This is a genomic window from Bradyrhizobium sp. USDA 4504 (assembly GCF_054063995.1).
The window spans coordinates 1,339,091-1,352,484 of sequence record NZ_JBSSGV010000001.1 but is presented as its reverse complement, the minus strand read 5'-3'; the positions used below and the strand labels follow the sequence as shown (position 1 = coordinate 1,352,484).

Below are 13,394 nucleotides of genomic sequence, written 5' to 3'. Positions count from 1 at the left end.
CGCTCGAAAACGCTATAGAAGGGGCCCAACAAAAGACGCTTGCCGGGAACGAGGACATGCCGCGAAGGCTCGAGGGTGATTTCGACTACATTATCGTCGGCGCAGGCACGGCGGGCTGCATCATGGCCAACCGCCTGTCGGCCGATCCGAAGAAGCGCGTGCTGCTGCTGGAAGCCGGCGGCAAGGACAACTGGATCTGGTTTCATATCCCGGTCGGCTATCTCTTCGCGATCGGCAATCCGCGATCGGACTGGATGTTCAAGACCGAGGCCGAGCCCGGCCTCAACGGCCGCGCGCTCGCCTACCCGCGCGGCAAGGTGATAGGCGGCTCCTCCGCCATCAACGCCATGATCTCGATGCGTGGCCAGGCCGAGGATTACGACCACTGGCGGCAGCTCGGCCTCACCGGCTGGAGCTACAGCGACGTGCTGCCGGCGTTCAAGCGGCTCGAGGATCACTTCCTCGGCGAAAGCGAGCATCATGGTGTCGGCGGCGGCTGGCGCATCGAGGCGCCGCGGCTGTCGTGGCAGATCCTCGATGCGGTCGGCGATGCCGCCGAGGAGATGGGCATCAAGCGCATCCCGGATTTCAACACCGGCGACAACGAGGGCACCAGCTACTTCCACGTCAACCAGAAGCGCGGCCGGCGCTGGTCGTCGGCGCGCGGCTTCCTCAAGCCGGTGCTGAACCGCAGCAATCTCAGGCTCGAAACCGACGTGCTGGTCGACCGCCTGGTGATCGAGAGCGGCCGCGCCGCCGGCGTGCTGTTCCGGCAGGGCAATGAGACGGTGGAGGCGCGCGCCCGGGGTGAAGTGATCCTTTGCGCCGGTTCGATCGGAACCACGCAGGTGCTGCAGCGCTCCGGCATTGGTCCGTCCGAATGGCTGTCGCCGCTCGGCATCGACATCGTGCTCGACGTGCAGGGCATCGGCCATAATCTGCAGGACCATCTGCAGCAGCGCGCGATCTACAAGGTCTCCGGCGTGCGTACGCTGAACGAAACTTACTACAATCTCGTGCGCCGCGGCCTGATGGGCCTCGACTACGCATTCCGCCGCCGTGGTCCCCTGACCATGGCGCCGTCGCAGCTCGGCATCTTCACGCGCTCGGACGCGACGCGCTCGCGCGCCAATATCCAGTTCCACGTGCAGCCGCTGTCGCTCGACAAGTTCGGCGATCCGCTGCACCGTTTCCCCGCGATCACGGTGAGCGCCTGCAATCTGCAGCCGAGCTCGCGCGGCACCGTGCGCATCAAATCGTCCCTTCCCGACGACAAGCCGTCGATCGCGCCGAATTATCTGTCGACCGACGACGACCGCCAGGTCGCGGCCGACGCAATCCGCACCACGCGTAGGCTGATGAAGCAGAAGGCGCTGGAGAAACATCATCCCGAGGAATTCCTGCCCGGCCCCTCGGTCGGCGACGACGATGCTTCGCTCGCCAAGGCTGCCGGCGACATCGGCACCACGATCTTCCACCCCGTCGGCACCGCGAAGATGGGAACGGCCAATGATCCGATGGCCGTGGTCGACGAGCGGCTGCGCTTCTACGGCCTGCACGGCCTGCGCATCGCGGATGCCTCGGTGATGCCGACCATCACCTCGGGCAACACCAATACGCCGACGGCGATGATCGCCGAAAAGGCCGCGGCGATGATCCTGCAGGATGCACGATAAAACAACGATGAACGCCCCGAAGCGCTTTCTGGTCGGCGATACCGGTGCACAGGTTGCGGTGGCGCAATGGGGCGAGCCGGCCTCGGACAAGCCGCCGGCGCTGCTGCTGCACGGCACAGGCTTTGTCGCGGAGGTATGGACCGAGGTCGCGGAGGCGCTTGCTGCCGATCACGCCGTCTATGCGCTCGACCGCCGCGGCCATGGCTTGAGCCACAAGCCGCCGGCCGATCGCTATCACTTCCAGGATTTTGCCGAAGACGTCCGCATGGTGGTGGAGCGCCTCGACCTCCATGACATCTACGCCATCGGTCACAGTGCCGGCGCAACCGACCTGCTGCTCGCAGCCAGACTGATGCCCGGTCGCTTCGCGCGCCTGCATGTCACGGAGCCGACCGCGATGGATCCGCGCGCGCCGCGCGCCGGAGGCCTCAGCGACATCGCGAACGGCTCGGTGCAGGGCGTGCTGCGCCGCCGGGCCGAGTTCGACAGCGCCGACGATCTGTTCCAGCGGCTGCGCGCCGCGCCGGCCTTCGCACCATGGACCGAACGGTCGCTGTGGGCCTATGTCCATCACGGCTTTGCGCGGCTCGGCGACGGCCGCATGCGGCTGCTTTGTACGCCGGAAATCGAGTCGGCCCTGCTCGGGCCGATCTTCCAGGCCATGGAGCAAATCTACACCGGCGACGCCCGCGGTAATCCGTTCCCCTGGTTCTGCGACATTGCCTGCCCGGTCTGCATCGCGACCACCGAGCAGTCATGGCCAATCTACAAGGAAATGGCCGACCGCGCCGCGGCGCTGATCCCGCATGCGAGCCGCTGGACGTTCGACGGTGTCGGACATTGCGTCGCGCAGGAAGCGCCGGAGTTGATGGTGGCAGCGCTCACGACATTTGCCGCGCGTGCGCGTTAAGGCGTGCACGTATCAATGCGTTGCGTCTAGCCGTAGTGATCGAACTCGCTCAGGGCAATTCGGACCTCTCGCGCGAAATCGACCAACGACACGATGAAAGCCACAACGGCAACAATGAAGAGAATGGCAACGCCCCGCTCGTGCTGGATGTGAAGGAACGCACTCACAAAGCCGACGACGATGACAACGCTGATCGAAATGCTTCCCATGATGGACCAGAAGATCGCGCGATTGATCATGGTGGCGCGCCGAGCAGGACGCGGCAGGTCTGCCTTGAGCCGGCATCTCGCCTGATCCTGATCCGAAATTTGGTTCAGGTAAATCGACCTGTCGATGATCCGGTTCAGGCGGGAAATCAGCACCGCGATAAAGGCCGCCAATGCGCCAAGCAGAAATGCGGGCGCGGCCGCTTGAGAAATCACTTGAAAGAGCTGACTGACCGACGGCGTATCCGGTAACATCGACTCCACTTTCGGGTTGGCGCGGCTGAAACCAATCGGCCGAGCATTGGCAGCGTGGACCCTGCTGACAATCACGACGCCCGCGTATCGAACCGGCGTCGGCTAAAATTGCCGGGTGGCGTCCGAACGGCGGGCATCGACACGGTTGCGGCCCATAGTGGCGTGATCTCGGCACAATCGAAGGCGCCAGCAGCGCTGCTATTTTGTCACGACCCGTCGGGTCGGCGTCACGGTGCTGGTCGGCGCCATCGGAGAGATCGAGAACGTCAACCAGGTATTCCAGCCGCCGGGCGATTCTCAGCTGCAAATTCTCCATACCCTTTGAGATTCAGATAACCCTGCATGTCGCCTACGGGAAACAGGAAGCCGATCTGCGGACCAACGCCAAGCACGCGGGACCGGAAGCCTCCCAGGACAGGGTGCTGGCCGAAATCGTCGGTGACCTGCTGATAGGCATATCCAACCAGGCCAACGAAAACCTGCTTTGACAGGAATTGGGAGGCGCCCCAATCCAGATGGAAGTCGACCCCGCTCTGGTACTGGGTATCCGGATTCTTGAAATTGTAGGTGAAGCCCGCGACCGCGGAAAATTCGTGGCCCGCCTGCTGGTTGAAGTAGGTGTAGCCGCCGCCGGCATCGATGGCCGCGTGACCGATGCCGAGATTGGCAAGGCTGCTCGGGCTGTATGCTCCGACCGGGATGTCTCCCGTTACATAGCTCATGAAATTGTGCACCCCGGCGTTCCACTTCAGCGTCGCCTGCGGGTAGAGGTCGCCGACCGATGTGATCGAATCGCCGAAGCTGCCGGTGCGGGTTGTCGCCAGCGGACCGACGGCCGCCGTCAGCGTCCCCGCAAGATCCGCGCTCGACCGTCCGAACAGCCCGGTCACGCCGATGGCAAGTTGGCCACCCAGCACCGGCGTTGCGAACGTATAAGTGGGATTGAGAAGGATGAGATCCGCCTGCGCGTTGAGATGCAGGTTTAGGTTGACGTTAGCCGCGGCGGGGATTCTGCCGACCTGGATCTCCCTGGCGGCCGCGGCATTGCCGAATGCACTTACGCTGGTGTGATAGTAGACCTCCGCCATCGACCAGCCAGGGACCTGCGGGGTCGCAGCGAGGCTGCCGAAGCGGCCGGGAAGCCAGTATGAGACGCCGGCCTCGTCGGCACGCGCGGCCTCAGACGAAACTGACGCCATGACCAGTATCATGGCGATGCCGACATCCCTGAGTGTCTTGCCTCGCCCGTTTGGTCGCCGCCTCATCGAAAGACCGCGAAGCCGCATGTCACGCCCCCTTTGGTGCGGTGCGACCTGTACGGCTCGCTCAAGCGCACGATTCGCCCCAAAATTGTAGCACATTGATTCATGCCGGCCCGGTTGGAGCCGGCATGAATCCAGTTTCTCAGGCCCCGATCTTCTTGGCGGCCGGAATCGTCCAAGTGCCGTTGATGATCGAGGGGTCGGTTTCCTGCGGCCAATACATCCGCAGCATGAGTATGAAATCTCCCTCGGGCGCAGGAAGCCAGTTCGATTCCTTGTCTTTGCCGGGCGAGTCTTTCTGAATATAGAGATCGGTCGAGCCGTCCGGATTTTCCTTCAGATTTTCCCGCGCACTGATCGAATATCGGTTGAGCGGATTGTTCACGAAGAAGTAGCTGCTGTCGTACATAGTGAGCGACCAGAATCCCTCGACCGGAGGCAAGTGGCCTTTGGGAAACCGCATGACGTATTTGTTCGCACCATTGTACTTGCGGCCATCCGCATCCTTTTGCGAGGTCGGATAGACGGCATCCTGCGGGCGGTTGGCGCCGAGTCCGATCGCGGTTACCAGGGCCCGCATCGGGTAGTCCGTCCCGTAGATGCCGGTTTTCGTCGTGAACGCAAAGCCGTTCTCATCCGTGATGGCCTTGTTGACCTTGAACTGAAGCATGATCCTGTCGAATGACACCTCGGGCACACGCTTCAGGAAGTCCGCCTTCAGCTTGGTCTCGTCAAAGTCCCGCCCGGGTACGATGCCGATGCGGGCAAATTTGGCGAGCTGGGCCGCGTCTGCCGCGTTCGGCGGGTTGCTTTTCATGAGCTCGCATAGCAGCTTGAAATACGACACCGCGTCCATGCGATTGACCTGTTCGCGGACGGCCGTCTTCATGTCGATCGAAGGATCGACCTTTCCTGGAGGCGGTGTGTACGGCTTGCCGTAAGCACTGAGCGGAACGAGCTTGCACTCATCCTGCAGCTTGTGGACGGCGGCGTAGTCCTCCGGCGTTCCGGTGCAATAGATGCGGCCGAGCAGCCACACGATATTGGTGGGCGATTTGTACTCCTTCACGCCGTCCGGCAGCGTGCCCTTCCAGCCGGGCCCGGTGATGGCATAGGTTTGTGCACCGGTGCCGGTGGTGCGCTTTCCCGGCACCTGGAACACCGTCGTCCAGCCATCAAGCATGGGCATCAGGAAATAGCGCCCCTTCATGTCCGGGATGCTGAGGACCCACGGCTCTTTGCCGACGTCGAAGAAGGACGTGGTGTAGAGCGTGTCCGCGTTGGGCGCAGTGACGTCACGGAACGACGCGTCCGGATATTGACGCAGCTTGATGATATGGCCCATCGGCCCCCGCGTGCCCACGGGCTCCGCGACGTTGGTGATGATCCTCCGCGTCATCTCCATCGTCACCAACGGATAGCCGAATATGTAGGCGTCGCTCGCGAGCCAGAAGTCCTCCAAGCCCTGACCGACACCCGCGAAAGCTCCCTCCTCGGCGACGGCTGGTCGACCTATCGCCGCTCCGGTGAGCAGACCCATTCCGCCGAGCGCAAGATTGCGACGCGTGATCTCCATTGTTCTCTCCTTTGCAAATCGAATGGTCTTCAAACAATCGTCAGGCTGCTCCGACTGTCGGCCTGCCGTAAAAGGTGTCCGATCCCGCGGGTCAGGGCTGCATCCTGATCCCGAGCGCCGCTCTCATATCCTTGAAGACCACCGCGATCGCCTCGATGATGAGTTGATCAGCATGCGCCTTGCAATGTTGGATTACTTCGTGCTCGGCCTCGCGGGACTTCTTGATGTCGAGGTAGTGCTTGCGCGCAAGCCCGTTGTACCAACCGCTGTACCAGGCAGTGAGAAGGTCGGCGTCTCCCTGCCATGTTCCGGCGAGTTGCGCGCAGGTCAGCTTCTGAACGTCCAGATAGCCTTCGGCGTTGGCGTAGGCGCTGAGGTCTGTCTGCGCGTGCGCCGACTGAATGCCGGCGACGATCAGCGATGCTGCGATCATAGCGGTTCGTCTCATGATGCTCTCCTGTGAGCTCGCGTGCCCGGCTTAGATCGCGGCCGATCTTCCACCTGTCGGCCCAGCGGCTTCGACGCGACGGTCGCGTTGCTCAGTAACAAGGCGGATAAGGATAGTATCCGCATCGGGGGGCGTAGTACGGATAGGCTGCCGCAGCCCCAAGCGCGGCCGCACCCGCGATTGCAGCGCCGCGGTAGTAAGCACCTCGCCAGGCGGTGCGGCGGGCAACGCCGGCAAAAGACAGCGGCGTGAATGGACGACCGATGATGTCGATAAAGATCGACGCCGGTCCATCAGCCCCCGCAAGGTCGCCTTCGAGCATATCGACATCGAAAGTCAGCCTGTCGCCTTCGAGCTTGGGCGATTTCAAGACGACGACGGCGTCCGCTACCGATGATCCGTCTTTCCTGAACCGGACACCGTGGCGTTTGGAGGGTCCTTTGCGAAATTGTCACTGCCATTGCCCCAATCCTCGACAATGCGCGATGTGAGATCATGACCGGCTGCCCTCACGGGCCGATCGGCGAACACGATCGCATTCGGTGAAACCCCCGTCAGCACAAGCTTCCCGTCCTTCAAGCTCGCACCGCGCGAGTTGAGGACGAAGAGCGATGGCACGACTTCCGGCTTTGCCTGACCTATCGACTTCTCGAGCGGTACGTGTGGTTTGTTCTCGGGTGCAGTTTGGGAAAGCACCTTATGGGGAGCGGCAATCAATCCGGCGACGCAAAATACCAACAGAGCTGAGCGAAGGGTCATGTTTGTTATTCCTTTGGGGAGCGCTATCTCGGCAATCAGCTTCGCTAAGCATTTCGCGCCAATTCAAATCGCGCGTCTTGCCATTTCGCGCCAATGATCGGAATTGTCATGGCCCAGCGGTGTGGGATCTCTTGCGATGGCACGCTTGGCCCTGCCGATCGGCAAGTTGCCGCTGCCTGTAAACGATAGGTTGGATTTTCATCAAACGCACGAACCTGCGGCTGAAGCTGCTGGCGTTGCTGTAGCCGACGAATTTCGCGATTTCCGACAGCCGCTTGCTTGAGTCTACGAGCAAGCGGCAAGCGATGTTCAAGCGAACCTCCGCGAGTATGTCGCTGTGGCTGGTGCCCAGGCGACCAAGGTGTCGCTGCAACGTGCGCGAGCTGATCTTGAGGGCGCGAGCGGTGCTATCAAGAGTTGCGTCACCGTGTCGCAGCGACGCGACAATGACTGCGCGGACCGCCTGGGCTGAAGGCAATCGGACAGCTCTCATCGGTTGGTTTGAGGCGTGAAGCCCGTGCTCCTGCAAGAAAAACGACGCTTCAAGATAAAGCAGCTGCGTCCACCGATCTGGCCATCGGCCGCCAAAACTTTCGCGAACCGGAATTCGTCGAACGCGTCGTCGCAGCTGGTTTCGCGATAAAGACAACGCAAGACGAGTTCCGGCCTGCTAAGCTGCGATCGCGGCAAAACTTCTTGGGTAGGTAGTAATGACCGTCATTCCATTGACCCGTTGTCAATTTCTGATCCCGTTCGCTGAGCTCCATTCTGAAATAGGCGGCCCGACGGCAGCACTTCTCGCCAGATTTCAACTCCCGACGTCCTTTGAAGAAAAAGCGGATCATTACGTGCCTTTGCTGCCGGCGGTTCGGTTCGCGACGGCCGCTCAGCAAAAGCAGGGCCTATCGGAAATCGCCTTTCGCGCAGCCCAGCGGCTCTCGTTCGAACATTTGAGCGAAGCCATGCGGGCGCGGGTGCGCCATGCGCCAACGCTTCTGGTTGCCCTGCAGCAAATTTGCCGGTGGGCGCCGTGCGAAGATACGATCCTCCAGCTATGGCTCGAGCCAAGCGGCGAGAACTTGAAGATTTGCAGCAAGCTTACTGGAACGGAGGGCATTTCCCATCTTGAGATATCCCAGTGGCTTCAGAACATATTCGTCCTGCACATCGTCCGTCAGTTCGCCGGGATCAGTTGGTCTCCGAGAGTGATTGCGTTTGAAGCACTCTATACGCCGAGCCCGGAGGTCCAGTCGCATTGGCCGAACACGCGCTTCATGTCGGGTCAAAAGGCGTCATGGATCGAAGTGCCGGCAGAACTCCTCAGTCTTGCAAATCCCGCAAACGACGTTCGGCCGACGCCCGCCGATCACGAGCCGCAGTCATTCGGAAAGGACGTCGTCAGCGCACTGAAGCTAAGCTTGCCCTCCTACCTTGATCAAGGAGGCCTCACGATCATGCAGGCCGCCGAGATGATGGGCGTGAGCACCAGGAGTCTGCAGCGGAGGCTTTCGCTCGCTGGTCTGACATATTCGGGTCTGCTTGAGCAGGCTCGCTTCAACAATGCGGCCAAGCTTCTGGGCAGCACAGAAATCAAGATCATCGACGTTGCATTCTCGTCGGGCTATGCCGACCCCGCCCACTTCACGCGGGCTTTCCGCCGGATTTCCGGCTGCACCCCACGGGAGTTTCGGCAAAGGTCGAGCAACGGACAAGCCACGATCGATCGGCCTGCCTCCCGATCCAATGGCAATCGCCGCGCCTAGGGAAGGTTCTCGCCTTGAACGCGCCGCCACGTAACAACGCGGGGCTCCTGGCTCCCGGATCGATCTTGAGCGCGGCATTGTGCGCGCTGCTTATCGCCGTCGCGGTTGCGCAGGCCTTTGCCGCAAACGATGATGGCCTTGCCAATGCTTCGGTGCCGACGATCTATCTCGACCTCAGGACGATCTACGCACAGGTTCCGGCAGGATCGCTCGCGTTCGGCTTTGGCCATCCGACGCTGTTCAATACGCAGACGCTTGCGACATCAGGCGGCGCGGCATTTCCGGTCGGCCTGCCAGCAGCGAAATCTCTCAATATGGATTTTCCGCTGACGGTCGATGTCACCGAGAGCGCCTCGCTTTATGCCGGCGTCTCCGGTAGTTCGACGAGCTTTGGAAGCGCCGGCTTTTCGTCCTTTCAAATCACAAGCTGGAACATCGGCTTCCAGGCCGACCTTTACGAGCAGAACGGTGGAACCTTTCCTACCGTGACGCTGCAGTCGACTATCACAAAGTCGATTCCCGATGGTCCACTGAGCACAACCTCCTTCAACAACATTCTCGAATTTGACTATGCGCTCGATTCCGATGAGACCAGAGGCTTCCTCGGCGGTTTCCAATACACGCGAACCGACGTCGACGGTGCGCTGGGAAGGATCAACCCGAACACGATTGCCTATGTCGGCGGCTACTATCAATGGCCGAACAATTGGAAATTTACCGGCCGCGTGGGCGTGCAATCCTTCGAGGGCGCGCAGCTTCTGAACCTCGCATCCATTCAGCCCTTTGCGTAACCGATCGTGCGGATCGATCTCGACCGCGTGGACGATAATGACAACCGACTGTTTGGCGTCACAGCCGAAATCATGTGGGTGCCGAAACCGGCCTATCAACTGACTTTCAGAACGCCTCTGTATGCCGTCAAGAACTAGCCGGCGCCCGGCCGCCCGAGCAAGCAAGCACCGAGACCATCCGACGAGGGTGCGAGCGACCCGCCCCCGACCGTGCTCCTACGACAGGTAGTTCTGCCCCGGTCACTTTGACTGCGTCCTCTGCGGCCGTCACCGGGTCGGCCATCGGCGCGCCGGGATGCTGCGCCAATCGGTGCAGTGACACGGCCAAACAGTCATGGCGTCAGCCGTTACCTCAAAAACCGAAGCGCGCTCGCGGCAACCAATCGTCCGGCTATTGTTGATCGTCGATCGGTTTGACCGAGTAGGCCGGCGCGCGCACCGGCTGGATCGTCAGCCGATAGGCGATCAGGTTGGTGCCATCGAATGCCTCGAGCAAGTAGTCGCAAACGGGACAGTGATACTCACCTTTGGCGCCAGGTTCGGACCATAGCTCCAACCGCCGGAAACCTGCGCCACAGCACGCGCACGTCACATCCGCTTTCCGCACGTTGATCCTCTTGGCTGCGTTCCGCAGGACGTAAAAGCACCAGGTGAACTCGGCAAAGAAACGACGGCTGTCGCCTGACTGAGGCGAAAGCAAATGTCATGGAACTCACGTTCGCATTCCAGGCAAGATGCTTCGGCAGCAAAGTACAGATTGTGCCTGGGGTTGATGACAGCTGCCTGACCCTTTTCGAACGCGCGCCCTGCTGCATTCCGTTGATCTACGTCAATCTCGCGAGGCGAAATTGTCGCAGTGTCGCCGTTCGCAAATTGTCCCATAGGGAGGACACGCCATGCTTCGTTGCATCCTCGCCGCTCTGGCGGCTCTGGTTCTCGTCGCTGTCTGCCTGATTCCTGATGACGCCTATGCCCGTCGCGGAGGAGGCGGCGGCTTCCGCGGCGGCGGAGGCGGCTTTCACGGCGGCGGGATGCGTGGCGGTGGCATGCATGTAGGCGGCGGAAGAGTTCACGGTGGAGGATATCGCGTTGCCGGCCGTCCAGGTGGCCGACCGATTGCAGGGCGTCCGGGCTATCCCGGTCGACCGATTGCAGGGCGCCCTGGCCGCCCGGTCGCCGGCTATCCCGGCTACGGCAGAGGCTACTATCGGCCGGGCTGGGGTTATGGTGCTGCCGCCGTCGGCGCTGCAGCCGCAGCCGGCGCGTATGGCGCCTATGGCTACTACGGCAACCAAAGCTGCTACTACAATGAATACGGGCAAATGGTCTGCCCGCAGTATTGATCCGGCTGAGCTGCAATGGATGGACGTGCGGTTGCACCGCACCGGCTCGCTGTCGAGCTTCGGTCAGGCATCGGCATGTCCATGTTGAATGGATCGATCGCAAAGAGACGCCATGATCGCCATCGTGGCGGTCGCTTGCATTTTGCTTTTCCAAGGAGACGGCTCGATGGAGTACGACGCCTTCACCGACGCGAGCCTTAAGATGATGTACGAGGCTGTTCGCGGCGCGCTCGAAGCCGACGATGAGTTCGAGGCAAACGGTGAAGATCCAAAATTCCGGGTCCGGTCGACGGCCGAATGGAAGCGGCATGCCAGCAATCTTGAGGCCGAGATTCTGAAACGGGGGCTCCAGATCGACATCATCGACTGGACGCGCGGTCAGAGCGAGCTACCGCTCTAAAGCCATCAGGGGTCCGCGTGAACGCGACGAAGAACACGCGCCCTCGTCCGGATTGGTGCCGGCAACGCTCGCCGTTGATCAAACCGGGCCGTGCGATCCAGGTGGCACCATGTACAGGGTCATGGCGAAAATCACATAGATGAGCACGAGCAAGGCGCCGATAAACCATGCCGACCGTCCGCTGTTGGTGATGAAGCAGGACGTCACGGAGGCGATCATGACCATCGTCACGGCGCCCGGCCAGAACTGCAAATCCATCGGCTTCGGACCGACGACGTAGCTCAGAAGCACCAGTGCCGGCGCGACAAACAAGGCGATTTGAGACGCGCTGCCGAGCGCGATGCTGACGCTCATATCGAGACGGTTCTTGCGCGCCGCAGAAAACGCGACCGCCATTTCTGCCGCGGCGCCGACCAGCGCGACGATGATGAAACCGACGAACGCCGGGCTCAATCCCAGCGTCTCGCCCGCTTTCTGCACCGAGCTGACGAATATTTCGCTGACCAGCGCAACCAGCACCGTGACGACGAGAAGGGTGCCTAACGCAAGTCCGATCGGCCAGCCGGCGCCGCCGGTTTCGCCATGCTCCTCGCTTGCGAACAGCTCCTTGTGTGTCTTGAGCGAGAACAGCAAGCCGAGCCCATAGGCGCATATCAGTAGCACAGCGAGGCCCGTACTGAGAGCCAGCGCCATGGCCTCGCCGCGCGCCAGATCGAGGTCGGCGACAGCCGAGGGCGCAAGCAGCGCAATCGTCGCCATCAGTAGCAGCGCTGCATACATCCTCCCGCCGGCCCGGTTATATTCCTGAACGTGATGGCGGAGCCCCCCGAGCAGGAACGATGCGCCGAGCATGAAGAGTGAATTGGTGACGATGGCACCAGCGATCGATGCCTTCACCAGCATGTATTCGCCGGCATGCAGCGCAGCGATCGCGATAATCAGCTCGGTCAGATTGCCCAGGGTTGCGTTGAGCAAGCCTCCGATTGCGTCGCCCGTTTTCTCCGCGACGCTTTCCGTCGCGTGGCTGAGAAGGGCAGCCAACGGCACGATGGCCAGCACGGCGAGCACAAACAGTGCTGTGTGGGCGGACGGAGCTGCCGTCTCGACCACCAGCACAATCGGCACGAAGACAAGCATCCAGAATAATGGATTGTGACGAATTTCCTTGAGCAGAAGGTGCATGGGACCGCCCGGTCGGTGGGAGTTGGACAGCAATTTCTGAACACCATGGACCGCCCGCGCTTAATCTAGCTCAACCCGCAAACAGCCGACGTCGCTCGGTATTTTGCGAACGGTCAGAAGAGCGTTCCTGCCTCCGGCTCCCTGCCCCTTTGACCTAGATCAACCGGCAGCCGATCCGGCTATGTTTTCCTTCTCGGGACGTCCAAGAAAAGCAGCTCAGGAGTTTGCAATGACGAGGAACGCAGCCGCCGCAGCGATTGCACTTTTGATGACAACCTCGTCTCTCGCCATCGCAGCAGAGACATCCCCGACTGTCGGCGTTGCGCCACCCAGCGCCGCCGACCTGAAGAGCCTGACCGACATGCGCGTCGGCATCGTCAAGGCCGCCTTGCAGCTGACTCCGGATCAGGAGAAGTACTGGCCGGCCATCGAGGATGCGATCCGCACCAGAGCGAAAAATCGGCAGGCTCGGTTGGAGCGCATTGCCGAATTGCACGAAAACGGACCGATGGACGGAATGCATGAAGGCAATCCGGTCGAATTCATGCAGCGCAGGGCGGATCGGCTGATTCAGCGCGGGACCGACCTCAAGAAGCTCGCCGATGCCTGGGAGCCGCTCTACAAGACATTGAGCGATGATCAGAAGAGAAGGATGGCGTTCGTGTCGTTCGCTGTCATGCGTAGCGTGCGAAATGCAATCGAGCAGCGCGGCGGTCCGGAAGACGAGGACGAGTAAAGCCAAACGGGCGCAGGCGTCTACGTTGCGGGGCGATTCCATGTCGCGGCGCGCATCGCCTCTTCGCCAGAGGCCGCGCCGCGTTCA

Annotated in this window: 12 protein-coding genes and 2 pseudogenes; 7 read left to right on the top strand and 7 right to left on the bottom strand. The window is 61.4% G+C overall.

Going from position 1 to position 13,394, the window contains the following annotated elements; translation table 11 throughout:
* Positions 1 to 56: 56 nt before the first annotated feature.
* Together ACVMB1_RS05815 and ACVMB1_RS05810 are read left to right on the top strand one after the other, a co-directional pair.
* Entirely contained in the window at positions 57 to 1,676 is a 1,620-nt protein-coding gene (locus tag ACVMB1_RS05815) for a GMC family oxidoreductase (protein ID WP_141339522.1), read from the top strand.
* Between the two features lie 7 nt (positions 1,677 to 1,683).
* Positions 1,684 to 2,586: an alpha/beta fold hydrolase gene (locus ACVMB1_RS05810; protein WP_141339520.1), complete on the top strand. Its 903-nt coding sequence runs from the start codon at positions 1,684 to 1,686 to the stop codon at positions 2,584 to 2,586.
* 26 nt (positions 2,587 to 2,612) lie between these two features.
* Here ACVMB1_RS05810 and ACVMB1_RS05805 read toward each other — a convergent pair whose 3' ends face one another.
* The 6 genes and pseudogenes from ACVMB1_RS05805 to ACVMB1_RS05780 form a co-directional block, all read right to left on the bottom strand.
* Positions 2,613 to 3,122 (bottom strand): DUF2721 domain-containing protein, encoded by a 510-nt coding sequence (locus ACVMB1_RS05805; protein ID WP_246786895.1) that lies wholly within the window; start codon positions 3,120 to 3,122, stop codon positions 2,613 to 2,615.
* Positions 3,123 to 3,245: 123 nt separating this feature from the next.
* A pseudogene (locus ACVMB1_RS05800) lies at positions 3,246 to 4,258 on the bottom strand (SphA family protein).
* 193 nt (positions 4,259 to 4,451) lie between these two features.
* A complete protein-coding gene (locus ACVMB1_RS05795; RefSeq protein WP_141339518.1) occupies positions 4,452 to 5,885 on the bottom strand; it encodes a DUF1254 domain-containing protein in 1,434 nt (477 codons plus the stop codon).
* Positions 5,886 to 5,976: 91 nt separating this feature from the next.
* Positions 5,977 to 6,318, bottom strand: coding sequence for an HdeA/HdeB family chaperone (locus tag ACVMB1_RS05790; protein WP_141339574.1), 342 nt, complete (start codon positions 6,316 to 6,318; stop codon positions 5,977 to 5,979).
* 106 nt (positions 6,319 to 6,424) lie between these two features.
* Positions 6,425 to 7,092: pseudogene (locus tag ACVMB1_RS05785) on the bottom strand (hypothetical protein).
* Positions 7,093 to 7,198: 106 nt separating this feature from the next.
* Positions 7,199 to 7,585 carry a helix-turn-helix domain-containing protein gene (locus ACVMB1_RS05780; RefSeq protein ID WP_141339516.1) on the bottom strand — a complete coding sequence of 129 codons (387 nt, stop codon included), beginning with the start codon at positions 7,583 to 7,585 and terminating at the stop codon, positions 7,199 to 7,201.
* A 217-nt stretch (positions 7,586 to 7,802) separates the two neighbouring features.
* Here ACVMB1_RS05780 and ACVMB1_RS05775 point away from each other — a divergent pair, with 217 nt between their 5' ends.
* From ACVMB1_RS05775 to ACVMB1_RS05760, 4 genes are all read left to right on the top strand, one after another.
* The gene (locus ACVMB1_RS05775) at positions 7,803 to 8,855 is read left to right on the top strand and encodes an AraC family transcriptional regulator (protein ID WP_310885009.1); all 1,053 of its coding nucleotides are present in this window, start codon (positions 7,803 to 7,805) and stop codon (positions 8,853 to 8,855) included.
* A gap of 65 nt (positions 8,856 to 8,920) precedes the next feature.
* Positions 8,921 to 9,646 (top strand): hypothetical protein, encoded by a 726-nt coding sequence (locus ACVMB1_RS05770; RefSeq protein WP_456848328.1) that lies wholly within the window; start codon positions 8,921 to 8,923, stop codon positions 9,644 to 9,646.
* Positions 9,647 to 10,542: 896 nt separating this feature from the next.
* Positions 10,543 to 10,989: a hypothetical protein gene (locus ACVMB1_RS05765; protein WP_076833062.1), complete on the top strand. Its 447-nt coding sequence runs from the start codon at positions 10,543 to 10,545 to the stop codon at positions 10,987 to 10,989.
* Between the two features lie 112 nt (positions 10,990 to 11,101).
* The gene (locus ACVMB1_RS05760; RefSeq protein ID WP_246786893.1) at positions 11,102 to 11,389 is read left to right on the top strand and encodes a hypothetical protein; all 288 of its coding nucleotides are present in this window, start codon (positions 11,102 to 11,104) and stop codon (positions 11,387 to 11,389) included.
* Positions 11,390 to 11,467: 78 nt separating this feature from the next.
* On the opposite strand, the gene cax is transcribed toward ACVMB1_RS05760, so the two are convergent.
* Positions 11,468 to 12,571: a calcium/proton exchanger gene (gene cax / locus ACVMB1_RS05755; protein ID WP_456814146.1), complete on the bottom strand. Its 1,104-nt coding sequence runs from the start codon at positions 12,569 to 12,571 to the stop codon at positions 11,468 to 11,470.
* 229 nt (positions 12,572 to 12,800) lie between these two features.
* Between cax and ACVMB1_RS05750 the strand changes: the two genes are divergently transcribed.
* Positions 12,801 to 13,307 (top strand): Spy/CpxP family protein refolding chaperone, encoded by a 507-nt coding sequence (locus tag ACVMB1_RS05750; protein WP_057015685.1) that lies wholly within the window; start codon positions 12,801 to 12,803, stop codon positions 13,305 to 13,307.
* Positions 13,308 to 13,394: the final 87 nt, after the last annotated feature.